The sequence below is a fragment of the Klebsiella sp. JB_Kp042 genome (assembly GCF_040065275.1).
Lineage (GTDB): Bacteria > Pseudomonadota > Gammaproteobacteria > Enterobacterales > Enterobacteriaceae > Klebsiella > Klebsiella quasipneumoniae.
Genome location: NZ_JBEAJL010000102.1, coordinates 1 through 21,827 on the forward strand (window position 1 = coordinate 1; position 21,827 = coordinate 21,827).

17 protein-coding genes, 1 pseudogene and 1 riboswitch are annotated in these 21,827 nt (G+C 59.9%); of the genes and pseudogenes, 9 read left to right on the top strand and 9 right to left on the bottom strand.

Annotated elements, in window-relative coordinates:
* Positions 1-396: 396 nt before the first annotated feature.
* From ABLV54_RS22120 to fbaB, 4 genes and pseudogenes are all read left to right on the top strand, one after another.
* Positions 397-642: pseudogene (locus ABLV54_RS22120) on the top strand (recombinase family protein); the annotation flags it as partial.
* Positions 643-1,077: 435 nt separating this feature from the next.
* A riboswitch (TPP riboswitch) is annotated at positions 1,078-1,175 on the top strand.
* A 34-nt stretch (positions 1,176-1,209) separates the two neighbouring features.
* Complete coding sequence (gene thiM, locus ABLV54_RS22125) at positions 1,210-1,983, top strand: hydroxyethylthiazole kinase (RefSeq protein WP_023290408.1); 774 nt, start codon at positions 1,210-1,212, stop codon at positions 1,981-1,983.
* Positions 1,980-2,780 carry a bifunctional hydroxymethylpyrimidine kinase/phosphomethylpyrimidine kinase gene (thiD, locus tag ABLV54_RS22130; protein WP_060590000.1) on the top strand — a complete coding sequence of 267 codons (801 nt, stop codon included), beginning with the start codon at positions 1,980-1,982 and terminating at the stop codon, positions 2,778-2,780. The genes thiM and thiD overlap by 4 nt, the downstream gene beginning before the upstream one ends.
* Before the next feature lie 147 nt (positions 2,781-2,927).
* Complete coding sequence (fbaB, locus tag ABLV54_RS22135) at positions 2,928-3,980, top strand: class I fructose-bisphosphate aldolase (RefSeq protein WP_004201578.1); 1,053 nt, start codon at positions 2,928-2,930, stop codon at positions 3,978-3,980.
* A gap of 60 nt (positions 3,981-4,040) precedes the next feature.
* On the opposite strand, the gene ABLV54_RS22140 is transcribed toward fbaB, so the two are convergent.
* The 3 genes from ABLV54_RS22140 to ABLV54_RS22150 all read right to left on the bottom strand — a co-directional run bounded on the left by ABLV54_RS22140 (position 4,041) and on the right by ABLV54_RS22150 (position 7,790).
* Complete coding sequence (locus ABLV54_RS22140) at positions 4,041-5,324, bottom strand: RbtT/DalT/CsbX family MFS transporter (RefSeq protein WP_248861094.1); 1,284 nt, start codon at positions 5,322-5,324, stop codon at positions 4,041-4,043.
* Between the two features lie 81 nt (positions 5,325-5,405).
* Entirely contained in the window at positions 5,406-7,013 is a 1,608-nt protein-coding gene (locus tag ABLV54_RS22145; protein ID WP_248861093.1) for an FGGY-family carbohydrate kinase, read from the bottom strand.
* A gap of 27 nt (positions 7,014-7,040) precedes the next feature.
* Positions 7,041-7,790 (bottom strand): SDR family oxidoreductase, encoded by a 750-nt coding sequence (locus ABLV54_RS22150; protein ID WP_004180592.1) that lies wholly within the window; start codon positions 7,788-7,790, stop codon positions 7,041-7,043.
* Between the two features lie 255 nt (positions 7,791-8,045).
* Between ABLV54_RS22150 and ABLV54_RS22155 the strand changes: the two genes are divergently transcribed.
* Complete coding sequence (locus tag ABLV54_RS22155; protein WP_348814226.1) at positions 8,046-9,047, top strand: LacI family DNA-binding transcriptional regulator; 1,002 nt, start codon at positions 8,046-8,048, stop codon at positions 9,045-9,047.
* 21 nt (positions 9,048-9,068) lie between these two features.
* Here the strand turns inward: ABLV54_RS22155 and ABLV54_RS22160 are convergent, their stop codons facing one another.
* Positions 9,069-10,010: a sugar-binding domain-containing protein gene (locus ABLV54_RS22160; RefSeq protein ID WP_348814227.1), complete on the bottom strand. Its 942-nt coding sequence runs from the start codon at positions 10,008-10,010 to the stop codon at positions 9,069-9,071.
* 206 nt (positions 10,011-10,216) lie between these two features.
* Here ABLV54_RS22160 and dalD point away from each other — a divergent pair, with 206 nt between their 5' ends.
* The 4 genes from dalD to ABLV54_RS22180 all read left to right on the top strand — a co-directional run bounded on the left by dalD (position 10,217) and on the right by ABLV54_RS22180 (position 15,115).
* Positions 10,217-11,584, top strand: a complete 1,368-nt coding sequence (gene dalD, locus ABLV54_RS22165; protein ID WP_049013472.1) for a D-arabinitol 4-dehydrogenase — start codon at positions 10,217-10,219, stop codon at positions 11,582-11,584.
* Between the two features lie 9 nt (positions 11,585-11,593).
* Positions 11,594-13,057, top strand: a complete 1,464-nt coding sequence (gene xylB, locus ABLV54_RS22170; protein WP_286129636.1) for a xylulokinase — start codon at positions 11,594-11,596, stop codon at positions 13,055-13,057.
* Between the two features lie 69 nt (positions 13,058-13,126).
* Positions 13,127-14,404 carry a D-arabinitol transporter gene (gene dalT, locus ABLV54_RS22175; RefSeq protein ID WP_048336184.1) on the top strand — a complete coding sequence of 426 codons (1,278 nt, stop codon included), beginning with the start codon at positions 13,127-13,129 and terminating at the stop codon, positions 14,402-14,404.
* 48 nt (positions 14,405-14,452) lie between these two features.
* On the top strand, positions 14,453-15,115 hold the full coding sequence (locus ABLV54_RS22180) for an HAD-IA family hydrolase (RefSeq protein WP_248861098.1): 663 nt from the start codon (positions 14,453-14,455) through the stop codon (positions 15,113-15,115).
* Between the two features lie 263 nt (positions 15,116-15,378).
* Here the strand turns inward: ABLV54_RS22180 and yegS are convergent, their stop codons facing one another.
* The 5 genes from yegS to ABLV54_RS22205 all read right to left on the bottom strand — a co-directional run bounded on the left by yegS (position 15,379) and on the right by ABLV54_RS22205 (position 21,827).
* Positions 15,379-16,275 carry a lipid kinase YegS gene (gene yegS, locus ABLV54_RS22185; protein WP_023290399.1) on the bottom strand — a complete coding sequence of 299 codons (897 nt, stop codon included), beginning with the start codon at positions 16,273-16,275 and terminating at the stop codon, positions 15,379-15,381.
* Between the two features lie 242 nt (positions 16,276-16,517).
* On the bottom strand, positions 16,518-17,879 hold the full coding sequence (yegQ, locus tag ABLV54_RS22190) for a tRNA 5-hydroxyuridine modification protein YegQ (RefSeq protein ID WP_248861091.1): 1,362 nt from the start codon (positions 17,877-17,879) through the stop codon (positions 16,518-16,520).
* 320 nt (positions 17,880-18,199) lie between these two features.
* A complete protein-coding gene (gene baeR, locus ABLV54_RS22195) occupies positions 18,200-18,922 on the bottom strand; it encodes a two-component system response regulator BaeR (RefSeq protein ID WP_023290397.1) in 723 nt (240 codons plus the stop codon).
* A complete protein-coding gene (gene baeS, locus ABLV54_RS22200; RefSeq protein ID WP_023290396.1) occupies positions 18,919-20,415 on the bottom strand; it encodes a two-component system sensor histidine kinase BaeS in 1,497 nt (498 codons plus the stop codon). Before baeS ends, baeR begins: the two co-directional genes overlap by 4 nt.
* Positions 20,412-21,827, bottom strand: a complete 1,416-nt coding sequence (locus tag ABLV54_RS22205) for an MFS transporter (RefSeq protein ID WP_248861090.1) — start codon at positions 21,825-21,827, stop codon at positions 20,412-20,414. Before ABLV54_RS22205 ends, baeS begins: the two co-directional genes overlap by 4 nt.

Here is a 21,827-nt window from a genome sequence, read left to right on the forward strand (position 1 = left end):
GCGCTCCGGATGAATATGATGATCTCATATCAGGAACTTGTTCGCACCTTCCCTAGAAAAAGTGGCATGTGAAAATAATATATAATGCCTCTAACCCCTTCATTGGCATTGCCAGGTAGAATATGGCCTGTGATGACGAGAATAATTAAAAAGCCCTTTAGAAAATCAAATGATAAATTTCTAACTTTTCCCATAATCAAATCACTTAATAAGTTAATGAAATAAATAAAACATAATAAAACTCTATCTTTATAGCAAAATTACACGGATGTGTCTGTACTGTCGAGTCTGAATTTATCATGACATTGCTAAGAAGTGGCGAGTCCCCTCCACAGCATCAGATCATATCGAAGATATCCTTGCTATCACAATACTGTGCTGGATGGATACCAACTGGAACTGCGGGTGCGCTGGGTAAATTTCCACAGTCTGATTGACAGTATCGATATCTCTAAACCTGAAGGTTGGTTTTTCTTCCACGTCATGAGCGCCCTGCCGGAGAAAAAGCGCGTGTTGATAGTGGAGCGTGTCCGAGCTGGTTTAGCCGCGGCGAGTGAACTGGGTAAAATCGGCCGCCACCGGGTCATGACCGAGGGAGTCATTGAGCGAAGCCGCAGAATGCTGGAGAACGGAGCTACCCGGTAGCAGGGGGCCGATGTGATAGGGGGAAGTAAAGACGGTATATAGTATCTTCCAACTCCATGAAGCCAGGGGCTTTATTAGGGAAGATTTTGAGGAAAATCGGAGTTCGGGTTATGATTTGGAACAATCAAAGTAACTGACTCCTCATATTCCGATAGTTCCTTCATCCCCGCGCCTTTACTGTAGGTCTTGAAAGTCTGTTTTCCTTAAAACTTTACTCTATGGAACTGCATCAACTAATTAGCGATAGCGAAAATCAGTAACAAAGGAAGCTGGGCTTCCAGTTTTTACTGGTGCCTAATGCTTTTATATAGGGCATATTTGGGGACAAAAGCTGGGGCACATCGCATTTTTAGGGTTGTCTCTTTGGCTTCCCGCTGGCATGATCCAGGACAGGGATTAACGGAACGTTAATCGCAATATGTTGATTTTTTAGTAAATGACTCGGGGTGCCCTTCTTCGTTGAAGGCTGAGAAATACCCGTACCACCTGATCTGGATAATGCCAGCGTAGGGAAGTCAGAGACCGCAGGGTCATTGCTTCTACCTCGTCTGGCGGGAGCAAACCATGCCTGAGCTGTTGAATCCCGCGCCTGTCGCGCACCTGCGCCATCTGCTGCGCGCCCATTCCCCCCTTGTGCACTGCATGACCAATGACGTGGTGCAGACCTTTACCGCCAATGTTCTGCTGGCCGTCGGCGCCTCGCCGGCGATGGTGATCGATCCCCGCGAAGCGGCGCAGTTCGCCGCCATCGCCGATGCGCTGTTAATCAACGTCGGCACCCTGACCGAAGATCGCGCAGTGGCCATGCGTGCCGCAGTGGAGCAGGCCCGCCAGGCCGGCAAGCCCTGGACGCTGGATCCGGTGGCGGTCGGCGCCCTGACCGTGCGCACGGCCTTTTGTCACGCGCTGCTGGCCTTCCAGCCGGCGGCCATTCGCGGGAATGCCTCCGAAATTCTGGCGCTGGCCGGGATGAGCGCCGGCGGGCGCGGGGTGGATACCACCGATACGGCCGCCGCGGCGCTGCCGGCGGCCCAGGCGCTGGCTCGTCAGTTGACCACCGTCGTGGCGGTCACCGGTGAGGTGGATTACGTCACCGACGGCGAGCGGGTGCTCAGCGTGGCGGGCGGCAGTGCGCTGATGACCCGGGTGGTGGGCACCGGCTGCGCGCTGTCGGCGGTGGTGGCGGCGAGCGCGGCGCTGCCGGGAGACCGGCTGGAAAACGTGGCCGCCGCCTGCGGGCTCATGAAGCAGGCCGGGGAAATCGCCGCCCGTCACGGGGGGCCCGGGAGCTTTGTTCCGGCGTTTCTCGACGCGCTGTATCAGGAGGTGCGCGCATGAAACGCATCAATGCTCTGACCATCGCCGGCACCGATCCCAGCGGCGGGGCCGGTATCCAGGCCGATCTGAAAACCTTCTCCGCGCTGGGGGCCTACGGCTGCTCGGCGATCACCGCCCTGGTGGCGCAGAATACCCGCGGCGTGCAGTCGGTCTATCGTATTGAACCGGACTTTGTGGCGGCGCAGCTCGATTCGGTGTTCAGCGATGTGCGCATCGATACCACCAAAATCGGCATGCTGGCGGAAACCGATATTGTGGAAGCCGTGGCCGAGCGGCTGGTGCGCTACCGGGTGGCCAACGTGGTGCTGGATACCGTCATGCTGGCGAAAAGCGGCGATCCGCTGCTGTCGGCCTCGGCGGTGGAGACCCTGCGTCAACGATTGTTGCCGCAGGTGTCGCTGATCACCCCGAACCTGCCGGAAGCGGCCGCCCTGCTTGATGCACCCCATGCGCGCAACGAGCGCGAAATGCTGGAGCAGGGGCGGGCGCTGCTGGCGCTGGGCTGCGGCGCGGTATTGATGAAGGGCGGCCATCTCGACGATGCCGAGAGCCCGGACTGGCTCTTCACCCGCGAAGGGGAACAGCGATTTACCGCGCCGCGAGTACAGACCAAAAACACGCACGGCACCGGCTGCACGCTCTCGGCGGCGCTGGCGGCGCTGCGTCCGCGTCACGCCGACTGGGCGGCCACCGTTACCGAGGCCAAGGCCTGGCTGTCGGCGGCCCTGGCGCAGGCCGACTCCCTGGAGGTGGGCCACGGCATCGGGCCGGTGCACCATTTCCATGCCTGGTGGTAAATGGCAGCGTAACGGGACAGCAGAATCTCCTGAAAAAATGCCCTCCCGGCTGGAAAATAGGCTAAGTCGGTACCAGGCTTAACCTGCCCAAAATAATTGGGTTGGGATAATGCATGCCGGCTCCGGCCGGCCTTACGGGAGATTGCTATGACTGATATTACGCAGTTGCTGGGCAAAGATGCCGAGAGCCTTTTGCAGCACCGTTGTATAACCATTCCGGCCGACCAGCTGTATCTGCCTGGCGCAGATTATGTTGATCGGGTGATGGTGGATAACAACCGGCCGCCGGCGGTGCTACGCAATATGCAAACCCTGTACAACACCGGACGACTGGGGGGGACCGGCTACCTGTCCATTCTGCCGGTCGACCAGGGCGTGGAGCACTCGGCGGGGGCCTCTTTCGCCGCCAACCCGCTGTACTTTGATCCGAAGAATATCGTCGAGCTGGCGATCGAAGCTGGCTGTAACTGCGTGGCGTCGACCTACGGCGTGCTGGCCTCGGTGTCGCGCCGTTACGCGCATCGTATTCCTTTCCTGGTGAAGCTCAACCATAACGAAACGCTGAGCTACCCCACCGAGTACGACCAGACCCTCTACGCCAGCGTTGAGCAGGCGTTCAATATGGGGGCGGTGGCCGTGGGCGCGACGATCTATTTCGGCTCGGAACAATCGCGTCGTCAGATAGAAGAGATCTCCGCGGCCTTTGAGCGGGCCCATGAGCTGGGCCTGGTCACCGTGCTGTGGGCCTATCTGCGCAATTCGGCATTCAAGAAAGACGGTGTCGACTACCATGTTTCCGCTGACCTGACCGGTCAGGCCAACCACCTGGCGGCCACCATCGGCGCCGATATCGTCAAGCAAAAGATGGCGGAGAATAACGGCGGCTACAAAGCGGTTAACTTCGGCTATACCGATGACCGGGTGTACAGCAAACTGACCAGCGATAACCCCATCGATCTGGTGCGCTACCAGCTGGCCAACTGCTACATGGGCCGCGCCGGGCTGATTAACTCCGGCGGCGCGGCGGGCGGGGAGACCGACCTTGCCGACGCGGTGCGCACCGCGGTGATCAATAAACGCGCCGGCGGCATGGGGCTGATCCTTGGCCGCAAAGCGTTTAAGAAATCGATGGCCGACGGCGTGAAGCTGATCAATGCCGTACAGGATGTCTATCTCGACGGGAAAGTCACCATCGCCTAAGGCGAAAATCCGGGCGTCACCGCCCGGATTGCTCGTTGTTCATAGCAGATGTCGGGTTTATTAAGACTCCGCCGCGTTGGCGGTAAACGGTTTCGCACTCTGAGCGCGGGTAATGCCAGGCTGTTCAACGCGGATTAACGGGCACAGGAAGAAGGCCAGAATATATAAGGCGGTATAGGCAATCACCACCCCGATGGTGCTGAAATAGGGCAGCAGCACCACGGCGATCGCCGGCGCCAGAAAGTTCGACAGCCCGGCAGACAGGTTATAGACCGAAATCGCCGCGCCTTTATGGTTCGGCTCCAGCGCCGGGAACACCGCCGCCATCGGCACGAACGCGGCGACGAAAATACCCAGGGCAATAGCCGGCACCAGCGCCATCGCAAAGCTGTGGCCAAAGTGCTGAGGGATGTAGTAAAACGCCAGGCTGGAAAGCGCCATCCCGATGCAGCCGAACCAGCGAACCACCTTCATCCAGCCCATTTTCTCCGCCACGATCCCCCAGAAAACGTTCGAAAAGATGGTGGAAAAGAAGAAGGCCGCCCACACCTGGAGCCACTCCGAGGTGGTAAAGCCCAGCTCATCAACGAACATCATCGGCATAATCACCGCAAAACCAAACAGCGACAGGGTGTTAATAATGCGCACGATGCTGGAGAACAGGATGCTGCGGTTGGTATAGAGCAGCGTCGCAGCGCGCCCCAGTTCGGCGAGTTTTTCGCGAGTGGTCAGGTTCTGCATATGGCGCGGCGTTTCGGTATGACGCATCGACACCAACGCAATGATGCCGCCGGCGGCACAGAAGACCAGCGCCAGCCACAGAGTGCCCATTTCGCCAATGTGGGGAATGGTGAAGCTCGGAATATAGCTGCCGAACACGCCGATACCCACGGAGTAGACCGCCCAGAACCAGCCCAGCGCAGAGCTGGAACTGTCGCTGCGAACGTTGTGGATAATGGCGACGATAAATGAGTAGAGGAACAGCGGGTAGGCCAGGCCGCGAATGCCATAAAACAGCAGGATCAGCGCATAGTTGGCGCGACCGAGGCCGAAGACGAGGAACAGCACGTGGAATACACACCACAGCACGAAGCCGATCATCATGGCCTTGCGCGGGGTGATGATTTCCGCCACCACGCCGGAAATCCACGCCGACAGGGCGGCGGCCAGACCGTAAAGCGTAAAGGCAAAGGAAGCCTGCGCCGGGGTGAATCCGAGTGTTTTGATGTAGTGCGACAGAAAAGCCAGCTCAAAGCCGTCGCCGGTCATAAACACGGCGATGGCGACATATCCCCAGATGAGGTTGAGCGGTAGACCATACCACTGTTTGTTATTTACGGACATGTTGACCTCGATTTCAGAGTGCAGATGAGTGTCTCCGCTGCACAGCAGCGGAGCATTATTGTTATTAAAAAAAGAGGGATGTTATTCGCGAATCAGCCTGCCGGCCTGTTGTAGCGCCTTATAGGCCTCATATCTGCGCTGATGTAACGAGCTAAACGCAGTCTCGCTGTGATAGGTGGCATCCACCTGAGTGAATTGCTTCATGGCCTCCGGCAGCGAAGCCGCGACTCTGCCCGCCACCGCGCCGAGGATGGCGGAGCCTAACAGCACCGGCTCGCTGCTGACGGTGCTCACGACGCTAACGCCGCAGGCGTCGGCCAGCAGCTGACGCACCAGCGGATGCTGTCCGGCCCCGCCGCTGATGATGATATTTTCACTCTCAATCCCGCAGGCGCGCTGGGCGTCGAGGATCTGTCGCAGGCCATAGCCAATCCCGCATAATCCGGCAACGTATAGCGCGGTCAGGTTATCCAGGTCCCGCTCCATCCCCAGCCCGGCAATCAGCGCTTTCGCGTGTGGGTCGGCAAGCGGCGCGCGGTTACCGAGAAATTCGGGCACCACGTGCAGACCGGCGGCCAGCGTTACCGCCTCAGAAGGAGAAGCCGTCTGCGCCAGTACGCGATCCGCCAGCCAGACCGGCAGAGGGATGCCCGCCGCTTTCGCTTGCTCGCGAGCCTCCGCCGCCGCCGGATGGAAGCTCAGCAGCTGGTCGATAGCCGCGCCGGCGGCGCTTTGTCCGCCTTCAATCAGCCAGTAGCCAGGCACCATCGCCGAATAGTATGGGCCCCAGACGCCGGGGACGAACACCGCTTCCTCAGTGGTGGTCATGGTGCAGGAGGAGGTGCCGAAGACGTAGGCCATATTGTTGACCGCGCCGTTAAGTACCCCGACGGTGCCGATGCCGCCCGCGTGGGCGTCAATCATCCCCACCGCCACCGGCGTACCGATCGGCAGTCCCATCTCCTCTGCCGCCGTGGCGCAAAGACCGTCGCCGCAGGGGGTTCCAGGTTCGACAATCCGTTGGCCGATGCGGACAAAATCTTCATCCGCCAGCTCTTCGAGGCCAATCTGGCGGAAGTAGCCGGCATCCCAGCGTTGTTCATGCGCCAGGTAGGTCCATTTACAGGTCACAGTGCAGACCGAGCGGGCTTCATCGCCGGTTGAGCGCCAGGTAAGGTAATCAGCGAGGTCGAAGAAGTGGCGCGCCTGCTGATAGATGTGCGGGCGATTCTCCTTCAACCACAGAATTTTCGGCGTTTCCATCTCCGGCGAAATTTTGCCGCCAACGTACTGCAGCACCGGGTGGCCCGTCGCGTTGATCTTTTCCGCCTGCCCGGTGGCGCGATGATCCATCCAGACGATAATATTGCGGTCCGGATCGTCGGAAGGCCCGACCGCCAGCGGCGCGTCGTTATCGCCAATCACCACCAGCGAACAGGTGGCATCGAAGCCGATCCCGGCGATCGATGACGGCGGGACGCCGGCGCTGGCCACGGCGGTTTTAATGCAGTAGCACACCGCCTGCCAGATCTCACGGCTCGACTGCTCCACCCTGTTTCCGGCGCTGCGAAAGAGGGTAATTTCCCGGGTCGCGTGGGCGAGAAGCTCGCCCCGCAGATTGAATACCCCGGCGCGCGCACTGCCCGAACCGACATCCACACCAATAATGTTTTGCGTATCGTTTTGCATCACATCCTCTCACAGGCTGGTTACGGATCAGAGATCCACGCTGTTCGGCAGGATCACAATGTCGCGTACGGTGACGTTTTTCGAACGCGTCACCATAAACAGCACTGACTCCGCCACTTCAATCGGCTGCATCAAACTGCCGTTGGCCAGCGCTTCATCCATTTTGGCTTTTGGCCAGTCGTCCAGCAGAGCGGTCACCACCGGGCCCGGTAGTACGGCGCCGACGCGCACGCCATACTGCGCCACCTGGCGACGAGTCGTATGTACAAACGCCTGCACGGCGAATTTCGACGCGGTATAGACAGGCTCCCAGATCACCGGCACCACGCCCGCGATGGAGCTGGTGAATATAATATCCCCGGACTTTTGCGCGATCAGATGCGGCAGGACGCTACGCACGCAGCGGAAGGCGGCGTTGATGTTGAGGTGCAGCACGCGGTCCCAGACGTCCGGGTCGCCCTCGGCCACCGGCCCGCCGATATAGGCCCCGGCGTTGGCGTGGAAGATATCGAGACGCCCGGTGAGCTGCAAAATGCCCTGCAGAAGGTTATCGACCTGGTCCGCCTGCATCAGATCCACCTGCAGAGCGAAGGCGTTTTCGCCTAGTTCGGCGACCAGTTTGTTGAGCTTTTCGCCTTCGCGGTCGATAAGCACCACTTTTGCGCCAGCTCCCAGCAGGGTCCTCGCGCACTCGAGGCCGATACCGGACGCCGCGCCGGTGATCGCGGCGACTTTACCGCTGAGGGAAGTATTCATAGAGGAGACAGAGTGGTTCATTTTATAATCCTTTGCCGTGTCTGGTTGCAACTATCGAACCCGAGGGCATCGCGTTCGAGGTGATGGACAAAAACATGGTAACCTATTGAATATCAGCATCATTATTCAGGCTTGCTGGCATGTTAAGGCGGTATGCGCGCGTACTTCCTGGCGTGAAATGGATGCTCAATCGATGAAGCTATGTTGCTCTCGCTTCATCGATTGAGCAAGTGGGGAAATTAACAGCGACATGATTTTGTGACGCAAGTTGGAAAAATGAAGAAGATAACGATTTACGACCTGGCGGAGCTTTCCGGCGTTTCGGCGAGCGCGGTGAGCGCAATCCTCAACGGCAACTGGAAAAAACGCCGCATCAGCGCAAAGCTTGCCGAAAAGGTGACACGGATTGCTGAGGAGCAGGGCTATGCGATTAACCGCCAGGCCAGCATGCTGCGCAGTAAAAAATCACACGTCATTGGCATGATTATCCCCAAATACGATAACCGCTACTTCGGCTCCGTCGCCGAACGCTTTGAGGAGATGGCCCGCGAGCGTGGCCTGCTGCCGATTATCACCTGTACGCGCCGAAGCCCGGATCTGGAGCTCGAAGCGGTAAAAGCGATGCTCTCCTGGCAGGTTGACTGGGTGATCGCGACCGGGGCGACCAATCCGGATAAAATCTCCGCGCAGTGCCAGCAGGCGGGCGTGCCCACGATCAATCTCGACCTGCCGGGGTCTCTCTCTCCGTCGGTGATTTCAGATAACTACGGCGGCGCGAAAGCGCTGACCCACAAGATCCTCGCTAATAGCGCCCGCCGTCGGGGAGAGCTGGCGCCGCTGACCTTCATCGGCGGGCGCAGCAACGACCATAACACCAGCGAGCGCTTACGCGGCTTTCACGATGCGCATCACGAGCAGGGGCTGCGCGTGCCGCAGGCGAATATTCTGGCTCCCGGCTATTCGAAAGGTCACGTTGAGGCCTGCCTGCAGGAGCGGTTTGGCAGCGCGAAGACGCTATTGCAGGGGATATTTGTTAACTCGACGATATCCCTCGAAGGGGTTGTGCGCTGGCTGTCGCAGGTGGGGCTGACCGGCAGCGAGCAGCCGCCGATGGGCTGCTTCGACTGGGATCCGTTTGTCTATCTGCTGGGGCACGATATCGACATGGTGCAGCAGGACGTACCGGCGATGCTGGACGCTGTTTTTTCGATTATTGACGCCGGCGAAGCCAGCCAGCAGCGGATTGAAATTCCGCCGCGATTGATGAGCAGTAGCTGAGTCGCCGTCTGCTGATTGCCGTTAGCGCGTCAGCAGCCAGCGCGCGGTATGTTCATCGGTCACCAGACCGTTGATCCAGCCGCCTTTAAGGGCGGCCAGGATCGCCGGTCGTTTGTATTCTCCACAGGCCGCGGCAATCCGCGGGCAGTGGTTCTGGCGGATATCATAGCTGGTGATCATGCGGTTGATCTCGCTGTCTACCACCTCGCCTTCTGCATCGATAAACCGCCCGAGGATCTCCCCGATGCCGCCGCGGGCGGTCAGCTCATCCATCTGCGCCTGATTGATAAAGCCGTCTTTAAAGATGGGACTTTGCGTGCCCAGCGGAGCAATACCGACAAAAATCACATCCGCCTCCCGGGCGACGCCAGAGACGCTGCGGAATAAGCGATTGGTGCACCACATCTCATACTCATCCGCGGTCTGGGCGTAGCGCGGCGCAGGCCACTGATAGTACTTGGCCTTAATTTTGCGGGTGAGCAACAGCGGGACATCATCGTAATAGTTGCACTGCCCGTCGGCGTCCATGGCGCTGATCAGCGCCACGCAGCGGGTATTCAGGCTGTCGAAATCGATGCGCTGCAGCGCTTTTTTCAGGGTCAGGCCCGAGCCCAGGCCGATGATTTTCTCTTTATCATCCTGCAGATAGCGAGCCATCAGCTGATAGCAGCCAAACGATACGCTGTCGAGGGTACTCTCTTCGCTAAAGGCGGGGACCACATTGCATTCGAGAAGCCGGTACTTTTCCTGCAACAACTGCGCATAATCGAGGCAGTTCGCCACCGGATGGTGCAGATTAATCGACACAATCCCTTCTTCTTTCGCGGCGGCGATCAGCCGTTGCACCACCGGTCTGGAGGTGCCCAACTGGCTGGCGATCTCGCTCTGATTCTGGCCGGCGATGTAGTACATCCATGCGGCACGCACCTTCTGATCCAACCGGATATCGTCTTCTTTACTCATGGTTTCCCGCCCTAAGTTGCTGGCCAGGGCGCGCAATTGGCCCGGCGAATATCCGCATTCTCGCCGTGGTTGCCATAACTGGCAAGCTTTTGCTCTTTACTGGTCATTTGTAATTTAAATGGGTAATTGCTCTTTTGTGATCCGTGGCTCTTATTTTGGTCAAATGATCAATTACAGTGGCGCCATCCACTCAAGGAGAGCAGAACATGAACAATCAATTCACATGGCTTCATATCGGTCTGGGTTCTTTTCATCGCGCGCATCAGGCGTGGTATCTGCATCGTCTGATCGCTTCCGGCGATAAGCGCTGGCGCATCGCGGCGGGCAATATTCGCAATGACGCCGAGCAGGTGGTGCAGGCGCTGACGGCGCAGGGCGGACGTTACGTCCTGGAGACCGTCAGCCCGGAAGGGGAGCGTGAATATGAAGAGATCACCTCAATTCAGAAATTGCTGCCGTGGCAGGCCGGGCTGCAGCCGCTGATTAACGAAGGGGCCAACCCGCAAACCAAAGTTATCGCCTTTACCGTGACGGAAGGGGGGTACTACCTGAATACCCGCCATCAACTGGAAACCAGCAACCCCGATCTGCAGGCTGACCTGAAAGGCGAATGCAAAACCATTTACGGCACCCTCGCGCGAATTCTGGAAAAGCGCATGGCGGACAACGCCGGGCCGCTGACCCTGCTCAACTGCGACAACGTGCGTCATAACGGCGAGCGCTTCCACGACGGGATGGTGGAGTTCCTGCAACTTACCGGCAAACAGGCGGTGATTGACTGGATGGCGGCCAATACCACCTGTCCGAACACCATGGTGGACCGCATCACCCCGCGTCCGGCGGCCGATCTGCCGGCCCGTATCAAAGCGCAAACCGGCATTGACGATAAGGCGCCGGTCATGGGCGAGACCTTTATCCAGTGGGTGGTGGAGAACAATTTCCGCGATGCCCGCCCGAACCTGGAAGCGGTCGGCGTGGAGATGGTCGAGTCGGTTATCCCGTATGAAGAGGCGAAAATCCGCATCCTGAACGCGTCGCACAGCTGCATTGCGTGGGCGGGGACCTTAATCGGCCAGCAGTATATTCACGAAAGCACGCTCACCGATGTTATCTACGCCATTGCCGACCGCTACGTCACGGAAGATGTGATCCCATGCCTGGGCGATAACGGCATTGATTTGCCGACCTACCGCGATGTGGTGCTCAAGCGCTTTACCAACCCGCATATCCAGGACACCAACCAGCGCGTCGCCGCCGACGGTTTCTCGAAAATTCCGGCGATGATCGCCCCAACCCTGCAGGAGTGCTATCAGCGCGGCGTCCGCCCGGAAGCGACCGCCATGCTGCCGGCGCTGTTCTTCGTCTTTATGGAGCAGTGGCATAAGGGAACCCTGCCGTATCAGTACCAGGACGGCATCCTGGATGAGCAGGCGGTGCATGAGATGTATGAGGCTCAGGATCCGCTGGCTGTCTTCGCCCGCGATAAAGCCCTGTTTGGTGACCTGGCCGACAACGCGGATTTCCTGGCGCTGATGCGCGAGAAAGTCGCCGCCGTTTACACGCTGATTAAATAAGAGGTGGCTATGTATCTGGGTATCGATCTTGGCACATCGGAAGTCAAAGCGCTGGTCATTGATGAGAACAATCAGGTTATCGCCAGCCATAGCGCGCCGCTGAGCATTCAGCGGCCTCATCCGCACTGGTCAGAACAGTCGCCGGAGTTATGGTGGGAGGCGACGGAGTATCTGATGGCCACGCTGCGGGAAAAATGCGCCCAGCACTGGCAGGCCGTCAAGGCGATTGGCCTCTCCGGACAAATGCACGGCGCGGTGTTGCTGGATGAAAAAGGGGAGACGATCCGTCCGGCCATTCTGTGGAACGACACCCGCTGCGCCACAGAGTGCGCTGAGCTGGAGGAGATGGCGCCGGAGCTGCATCAGGTGGCGGGCAACCTGGCGATGCCCGGCTTTACCGCGCCGAAGCTGCTGTGGGTGCGTCGTCACGAGCCGCAAAACTTTCAGCACACCGCCACGGTGCTGCTGCCGAAGGATTATCTGCGCTACCGGATGACCGGGAAGAAAGTCTCCGATATGTCGGACGCCGCCGGGACGCTGTGGCTGGACGTGGCTAAGCGCGACTGGTCCGATGCGCTGCTGGACAAGTGCGGTCTGTCGCGCAGCCAGATGCCGACGCTGGTGGAAGGCTGCGAGGTTTCCGCCACCCTTGACCCGCAGGTGGCCGAACGCTGGGGGCTGAACGCCTCGGTGGTGGTGGCCGGGGGCGGCGGCGATAACGCGGTCAGCGCCATTGGCGTCGGCGCGGTCTCGCCGGGGGATGCGTTTATTTCGCTCGGCACCTCCGGGGTGCTGTTTGTGGTAACCGACGCCTATCGTCCGGCGCCGCAGTCGGCAGTCCATGCGTTTTGTCACGTTCTGCCGAACCTGTGGCATCAGATGAGCGTGATGCTCAGCGCCGCCAGCTGTTTGCAGTGGTTCTGCCGCCTGACCGGCACCACGGAGGTGGCGCTGCTGACGGAGATTGCCGAGCTAAGCGAGGAGGAGAAAGCCAACGCGCCGTTCTTCCTGCCCTATCTCTCCGGGGAACGTACCCCGCATAACGATCCTGACGCTCGCGGCATGTTCTGGGGTATGACCCACTCCAGCCTGCGCGCCCAGCTCGGCTACGCGGTGCTGGAGGGGGTGAGCTTTGGCATCAACGACGGCCTGCAGGTATTGAAAGAGAGCGGGACGCCGATCGCGCAGTGCTCGCTGGTGGGCGGGGGCGCCCGCAGTCCGTTCTGGGCCCAGCTGCTGGCCGATATTCTCGCTATGCCGGTGGTGACCCACAAAGGCGGAGAGACCGGAGGCGCGCTGGGCGCGGCGCGGCTGGCCTGCCTGGCGGCGGGCAAACCGGTTGCCGCGGTATGTGAAAAACCGGAAGTGTGGCAGACCTGGCGTGCGGATCCCGTTCGCCACCACACCCTGATGCAACGCTACGCGCAGTTTAAGGCCCTGTATTTAAACGATCTGCATTATCGGCAGCATTAATTTTTATCACCATAACCGCTCCGGTGAACTGACCGGAGCGGCCTCCTGTACCCTGAAAACGAGGTCATTATGTCTATCAATAATAAACAGTGGCTCGGTTTACCCCTGAACCTGCTCTGGGGATACATCGCCATTGCCGTATTTATGACCGGCGACGGTTTTGAATTAGCCTTTCTCTCGCACTATATCAAAGCGCTCGGATTCTCCCCGGCGGAGGCCTCCTTTGCCTTTACCCTCTATGGCCTGGCCGCCGCGCTGTCGGCGTGGATTTCCGGCGTGGTGGCGGAAATTATTACGCCGCTGAAAACCATGATGATTGGCTTCGTGCTGTGGTGCGTATTCCACGTGCTGTTCCTCGTTTTCGGCCTCGGTCACGCCAACTATGCGCTGATCCTGGTTTTCTACGGCATTCGCGGCTTCGCGTATCCGCTATTCCTCTACTCGTTTATCGTGGCGATTGTCCATAACGTCAAAAGCGACAACGCCAGCTCGGCCATCGGCTGGTTCTGGGCGGTCTATTCCATCGGCATCGGCGTCTTCGGCAGCTATATTCCGAGTTTCACCATTCCGCACATTGGCGAAATGGGCACCCTGTGGCTGGCGCTGGCCTTCTGCGTTACCGGGGGCGTGATTGCGCTGGCTTCCCTGCGCCATATTAAAACGCCGCAGCATATGCAGAACCTGACCACCCGCGAGAAGTTTGCCGAGCTGGGCCGCGCCGCGACGCTGCTCTATACCAACCGCAATATTCTGCTGTCGAGCATGGTGCGAATTATCAATACGCTCTCGCTGTTCGGTTTTGCGGTGATTATGCCGATGATGTTCGTCGATGAGCTGGGCTTCACCACCTCAGAATGGCTCCAGGTGTGGGCGGTCTTCTTCTTCACCACCATTTTCTCTAACGTGCTGTGGGGCATTCTGGGCGAAAAACTGGGCTGGATGAAGGTGGTGCGCTGGTTTGGCTGCATCGGGATGGCGCTCTCCAGCCTGGCGTTTTACTACATCCCTCAGCACTTCGGCCACAGCTTTGCGATGGCGCTGATCCCGGCCATCGCCCTGGGGATCTTTGTCGCCGCCTTCGTGCCGCTGGCCGCCGTGTTCCCGGCGCTGGAGCCGAAGCACAAAGGCGCGGCGATTTCGGTGTATAACCTGTCGGCGGGGATGTCGAACTTTCTCGCCCCGGCGATCGCCGTGGTGCTGCTGCCGTTCTTCAGCACCATTGGGGTCGTCATCGCCTATACCGCATTGTACGTGGTGGCCTTTTTCCTCTGTGCGTTTATCCGCGTCGAGCAGCCGGGATTTTCCCACAAGGAAGCGCCGGCCAGCGAGCAGGTGGAGTTCTCTTAAGGTGATGCGGCTGGCGTGCCAGGCATGCCAGCCTTAATGAGGTGAATGATGAGTATTCAGGCAGTGATTTTTGACATGGATGGCGTGATTATTGATTCCGAAAGCCTGTGGCGGCAGGCGCAAATCGAGGCCCTTGCGCAGTGGGGGGCAACGGCGAGCGTGGCTGAGTGTGAAACCCTGACCAAAGGCAAGCGCCTCGACGAAATTGCCCGCACATGGTGCCGCTATTTTCAGCTTAACGTTGCCCCGTCGCTGCTGGAAGACGCCATATTGCAGCGCATTACCGGCCTGATCGCCGCCGAAGGTGAGCCGATGCGCGGGGTGCATGAGGCGTTACGCTATTTTCGCCATGCCGGTTATAACATTGCGCTCGCCACCTCCTCGTCCCGGCAGGTTATCGCCGCCGTGCTGAACAAGCTCTCGCTGTGGCACTATTTTGATGTGATTTGCAGCGCGGATGAAGAAGCGCAGGGCAAGCCGCATCCGGCGGTGTATCTGACGACGTTGGATAAGCTTAATCTCGACGCCAGCCGGTGCCTGGTGATCGAAGACAGCTTCAACGGCTTTTGCGCGGCTCAGGCCGCGGGTATTCCTACGGTGGTGATTGCCGAAGATAGCCAGCACGCGCGTTTTCAGGCCGCCGTGGGCCGTTACCGGGCGCTGCCTGAACTGCTGGAAGCCCTCACCGCCGAGCCAGAGGCGGCGGTTTAAGTCAACCATTTGTGGGCGCAGACATTCCCGGGATGTAGCTGGTCGGTTAATCTCTTCTCTGCGCTCACGCCCCATTTATAGCTTTAACACCCTCGGAGGCAGGGGAGCTGTGCCGAACCGGTGTTTTGCCGGGTGGCGGCTGACGCCTGACCCGGCCTACATTGACCCACCCGGCTGGCGCGGCGCTTATCCGTGCTGCATGAGAGCCGCGGACCACAGGCCCGGCAAGCGCAGCGCCGCCGGGCGATGGGCGCCTGTCCGCCTCAGCGCAACAGCGGGCAGTCGGGCGGCAGCCGGCAGCGCAGGGCTGCCGGTAACAGCTCCATGCGGAAAGTTTTGCCGGTCAGCGGTTCGCCGTCGAGGTTAAACGTCATCTCATGAGGGGCGGTGATCTCAAACCACGAGGAGACGCCGTCGACAATATTCGGCGAGTTTTCCGGATTCGCCAGGGTGCTGAAGAGGGCAGGGATCAGCTCTTCGCCGGTGAAAATGCGCAGATGCAGCAGGCCATCGTTAATCAACGCCTCCGGACACAGCTGCTGGCCGCCGCCCGCCTGGCGGCCGTTGCCGATGCCGATGACCAGCGCATCGCCCTGCCAGTGAAAGTTCTCCCCGCGGATCTCGCAGCGGTCCGGCTTCAGGGTATCCATGCGCATCAGGCCGTGGATTAAATAAGAGACACCGCCGAGCGCGGCTTTGAGTTTTTCCGGCGTTTCGGTGGTGATCCGGGTGCCGAACCCGCCGGTCGCCATATTAATAAAGCCGGTCTTATCATTAACCCGGGCGATATCAATCGGCACATCGCGGCCGACGATCGCCAGCTTCAGGGCGCTGGCCAGATCCTGCGGAATACCGACGCTGGTGGCGAAGTCGTTGGCCGTGCCCAGCGGTAAAATCCCCAGCGCCATCCTGCTGCCGCGCTCCACCAGCGCCGTCGCCACTTCATTAATGGTGCCGTCGCCGCCGCCGGCGATCACCGTTTCAACGTTCAGCTGCAGGGCTTCATCGATAAACCGTACGGCATCGCCCTTTTCCCAGGTGACGCGGACGTGAATATCGATCCCTTCGTCACGCAACAGGTTAACCGCCTCGCGTAGCTGCGGTTCATTGGCACCTTTGCCGTTAAGGATCAGTAAGCTGGCAGTAAACGTAGACATCATCAAGGGAACCTTTATTGCTCAATGTTGCATAAAGTGTACCGCATGACGCCAGCGAAGGCCGGAGGAGAGACAAAAAAATAAGCCCGCGTAAGGGAGATTACGCAGGCTAAGGAGGTGGTTCCTGGTACAACTAGCATTTATGGGTTATGTTTTTCAGCGAAATGGATGATACCTGTTTCGATCGAAACGGTATGTGATCCGATTCTAATATCCTTACATCGTGAAAAAATAACGCAAATTAACTAGTTACCGTGTGGATTTCTGGTTGTCTGACCAGTAAAGTTGCGCATCAGCAGCGCATACTGCAGGGGCAGGTCATCCGGCACAGGCAACCATACGGTATAGCCGTCGCCCGGGGCCACCGGCATGGCTTCGCCTTTGCCATTTTCCATATGCTCGAGGGTGAAGTTGACGTTACCCTGCGGGGTCATCAGTTCCAGATTGTCGCCAACGCTGAACTTATTTTTGACCGCCACAGCCGCCAGCGGGCCGTTACGCTCCCCGGTAAATTCGCCGACAAACTGCTGGCGCTCGGAGAGGGAGTAGCCGTACTCGTAGTTCTGATAATCGTCATGGGTATGGCGGCGCAGGAAGCCTTCGGTGTACCCGCGATGGGCCAGCCCTTCCAGCGTTTCCAGCAGGCTGGTATCAAACGGTTTGCCGGCGGCAGCGTCGTCGATCGCCTTGCGGTAAACCTGAGCGGTGCGCGCGCAGTAATAGAAGGATTTGGTGCGGCCTTCGATCTTCAGCGAGTGAACGCCCATCTGGGTCAGACGCTCAACGTGGGCGATAGCCCGCAGATCTTTCGAGTTCATGATGTAGGTGCCGTGCTCGTCCTCGAAGGCGGTCATGTACTCGCCCGGGCGTTTGGCTTCCTCGATCATAAAGACTTTATCGGTCGGCGCGCCGATGCCGAGGGTTGGCTCCACCGTCTGTACCGGGATCGGCTCATATTTGTGGACGATGTTGCCGACGTCGTCCTCTTTGCCTTCCGCCACGTTATATTCCCAGCGGCAGGCGTTGGTGCAGGTTCCCTGGTTCGGGTCGCGCTTGTTGATATACCCGGAGAGCAGGCAGCGGCCGGAGTAGGCCATGCACAGCGCGCCGTGGACGAAAATCTCAATTTCCATCTCCGGCACCTGGCGGCGAATTTCTTCGATTTCATCCAGCGACAGTTCACGCGACAGGATCACGCGGGTCAGCCCCATCTGCTGCCAGAATTTGACCGTCGCCCAGTTGACAGCGTTGGCCTGCACCGAAAGATGGATCGGCATATCCGGAAAGTTTTCCCGCACCAGCATGATTAAACCCGGATCGGACATGATCAGCGCGTCCGGACCCATCTCCACCACCGGCTTCAGATCGCGAATAAACGTTTTCAGCTTGGCGTTATGCGGGGCGATGTTGACCACCACATAGAATTTTTTACCCAGCGCGTGGGCTTCATTGATGCCGAGCTGCAGATTTTCGTGATTGAATTCGTTGTTACGCACGCGCAGCGAGTAGCGCGGCTGGCCGGCATAAACGGCATCGGCGCCATAGGCGAAAGCGTAACGCATATTCTTCAGCGTTCCCGCCGGGGAAAGGAGTTCTGGTTTAAACATGGTGTTCTCGTTCTGATGACAGGTCAGATTCGCCGCACCCGGTGCGGCGAGTTGGGGGAGTGTCCCCACATTAAGGGCGGGCATTGTAGCGCCGCGGTGAAGGGGAGTAAATATCAGATGGGTATCTTTCAGCATGGCTAATTTGTTTGCCATTTTGAACCTGGGCAGTGCTCATACTGACAGCACTAATAACGCCTGGTGGGATAGGCTCTATGGAATTCCCCCGGGTTGCGGCGTAAACGCCTTACCCGGGCTACGGATTGCAGACGGCGGTGAACGTGTAGCCCGGCTAAGCGCAGCGCGAGCCGGGAAAAGGCTAACTACGCCAGCCGGCAGGCGTCCGCTTCCCAGCGATAGCCAACGCCGTATACGGCGCGGATAAACGACTGTTCGGCGTCCAGCGCCTCCAGTTTGCGCCGCAGGTTCTTGATGTGGCTGTCGATGGTGCGGTCGGTCACTACCCGATAGTCGTCATACAGATGGTTGAGCAACTGTTCGCGGGAGAAGACCTTCCCCGGCTCCTGGGAGAGGGTTTTCAGCAGCCGGAACTCGGCGGGGGTGAGGTCCAGCAGCTTGTCGCGCCATGAGGCCTGAAAACGCCCCTCGTCGACAATCAGCGGGCTCTGGGCGTCCAGCGCCTGCAGGTCGCGCTGCGGCTTGCAGCGGCGGAGAATGGTTTTCACCCGGGCGACCACTTCCCGCGGGCTGTAGGGCTTGCAGATATAGTCGTCGGCGCCGATCTCCAGCCCCAGCAGGCGGTCGATCTCTTCGATTTTCGCCGTCACCATCACCACCGGAACGTCGGAGAAGCGGCGGATTTCCCGGCACAGCGTCAGGCCGTCGGTGCCGGGCAGCATCAGATCCAGCAGGATCAGATCCGGCGGGGTCTGCCGAACGTAGGGCAGGACCTTGTCGCCATGGTTAATCAGCGTAGGCGCATAGCCGGCGGCCTGCAGATAATCAATCAGCAGCTGGCCGAGCTTGGGTTCATCTTCCACGATCAGAATGCGCGGGGTGTTTTCATCTACAGGCAATTCAGTCATACGTCTCTCGGTAAATCATGTTCCAGAGGTAACTCAACTTTAATGCTAACCCCGCCAAAAGGCGAATGGTCGGCGCGCAGGGCGCCGCCGTGGGCCGCTACGATATTGAGGCAAATCGCCAGCCCGAGGCCGGAGCCGCCGCTGGCGCGGTTGCGCGATCCTTCCGCCCGATAAAAGCGTTCGCACAGGCGGGCCAGCTGCTCATCGCTGACCCCGGGGGCGCTGTCGGCGAAGTCGATCACCAGCATCCGTCCGCTGCGGCGGGCGGTAATGTGCAGGCTGCCGCCGCTGTCGGTATAGCGCAGGCTGTTCTCCAGCAGATTGTTGAAGAGCTGCATCAGGCGGTCGCGGTCGCCGAAGATCATCGCCTGCTCCGGGAGCGACACCTGAATGCTCAGCTGCCGGCCGGCGAAGCGCTCGCGAAACGCGCCTGCGGCCACCTCCAGCAGGGTGATGATATCCAGCGAGGTTTTCTGGTAGGCCAGCGCGCCCTCATCGGACATCGACAGCTGGTGAAGGTCGTCCACCAGCTTGGTGAGGGTGGCGACCTCGGCCTGCAGGGAGGGAATGGACTCCGGAGTGAAGCGCCGGACCCCGTCCTGAATCGCCTCCAGTTCGCCGCGCAGCACCGCCAGCGGGGTACGCAGTTCATGGGAGATGTCGGCCATCAGATCGCGACGCATCTGCTGGTTGCGCTCCAGGGTGCTGGCGAGCTGGTTAAAATCCTGCGCCAGGCGGCCGAGCTCATCGCCGCCGGTCACCGTCACGCGGGTGGAAAAGTCGCCCGCCGCCAGCTTATGGGTGCCTTCCACCAGCCGCTTCACCGGCGCCAGCAGGCCGCGGGCCAGCGGGAAGGTGGCCAGCGCGGCAAGCAGGGTGGCAAGGGCAACGATCAGCCAGCTGGTGCGCTTCTGCTGCCGGTCGAAGTTAATGTCGGTATTGCGGGTTAGCCTTTCCACCGGCGAGGCGATCACTCTGCCTACCTCCACGCCGTTGACCATAATGCTGCGCTGGCTGCCGTCCTCCGGCACGCGCTCGCGGGGGCCCACCAGCACGCGGCCAGACTGATCGACCACCCAGAACATGGTGCGCCAGCCGTGGGGCGGCATTTCCGGCCTCGGGCGCGGGCCGTCAGGGGGGCCATCCGGCGGCGGCCCGTCCGGACCGGCGTCCGGCGCGTCCATCGCCCCCGGCTTCATGGCGTGCCCCGGCGGCGAGCGGTCGTCATTATCCCGTTCGAAGGTGCGCAGCAGCTGGAAGATAAAGCGGTCGTTGTTGCGCAGAAACGCCCAGCTGCCGTGCTGGGCATACTGCTCGCTCAGCGCGTCGCTGAGCATGGTTAACCGCTGCTCATTGCCGCGCTTGATGTAATCGATAAACCCGCGTTCGAAACTGATGCGCACCGCCCAGTGCATGCTGATCAGCAGCACGATGCAGGTGGCGAAAATAGCGAGGAACAGCTTGCCGGTAATGCCCGGGCGCCAAAATTTCACGATCCACTCCTGTTGCGTCGACGAATGACGGTATTACTGCCGACGTCAGCCGGTACCCGGGAAAAGATGAGCGCTGGCAGGGCGATGATCGCCGCCATGCTCAGATAGGTATAGAGAAAGACCTGATGGGTGCCGGCGGCGTCGAGGCTCAGATGCTGCTGGCCGTACAGCCCCAGCAGCAGCCCGGCGATGGTCACGCCAATACTCATCGACAACTGCATCACCATCGACAGCAGACTGTTGCCGCTGCTGGCCAGATCGTCGGGGAGATCTTTCAGGGTCAGGGTATTCATCGAGGAGAAGCGGCTGGCGTTGATCATCCCCTGCAGAAACAGGATCAGCGGCAGCACATAATACCAGCCCGCCAGGGCGCTAAACATAAACAGCAGGCTGACCGCCGCCAGGCCCAGAGTGCTGGCGACCAGCACCCGACGATAGCCGAAGCGGTTGACCACCTGGACCACGATCCGCTTCATCCCCATGCTGCCGAGCACCATCGGGATCATCATCAGCCCGGCGTGGAAGGGGCTAAAGCCGAGGCCGATCTGCAGAAACACCGGGGTCATAAACGGCAGCATGCCGCTGCCGATGCGCCCGGCGAAGCTGCCGCCGAGGCCAAGGGAGAAGGTGCGGTTGCGAAACAGGTTGAGGCTGAACAGCGCCCGGGCGTTACCGCGGGCATGCCACAGGTACAGCAGCAGGGCGGCGAGGCCGATGGCCACCAGTCCCGCCAGCCAGCGTGTCGATATGCCGAGCCCTTTCTGGCCGTCCAGGGCCAGGGTCAGGGTCGCCATCCCGGCCGCCAGCAGCACAAAGCCGGCGAGATCGAAGCGCCGGGTCTGCATGGTGTAGTTGGGCATCAGGCAGAGGGTGGCGATGGCCCCGACGATCCCCACCGGGATGTTAATAAGGAAGATCCAGTGCCAGGAGGCGTACTCCACCAGCACCCCGCCCAGCGCCGGGCCGAGCAGGGGGCCGACCTGCCCCGGCAGAGTAACGAAGGTCATCGCCGCCATGTACTGATCGCGCGGGACGATCTTCATCACCGTCAGGCGGCCGACCGGCACCATCATTGCGCCGCCGACCCCCTGCAGCACCCGGGCCATCACCAGCTGGTCGAGGGTGCTGGCCTGGGCGCAAAACAGCGATCCGGCGGTAAACAGCACGATGGCGGTAAAGAAAATATTGCGCACCCCGACCCGGTCGGCCAGCCAGCCGCTGGCCGGGAGCATCACCGCCACCGTCAGGACATAGGAGACGATGATCATATGCATATGCAGCGGACTCTCCCCGAGGCTTTTGGCCATCGAGGGGAGGGCGGTATTGACGATGGTGGTGTCCAGCGACTGCATAAAGAAGCCGAACGCCACTATCCATAGCTGCCAGCGCACGCTGGCCGGGAGGTCTGTCAT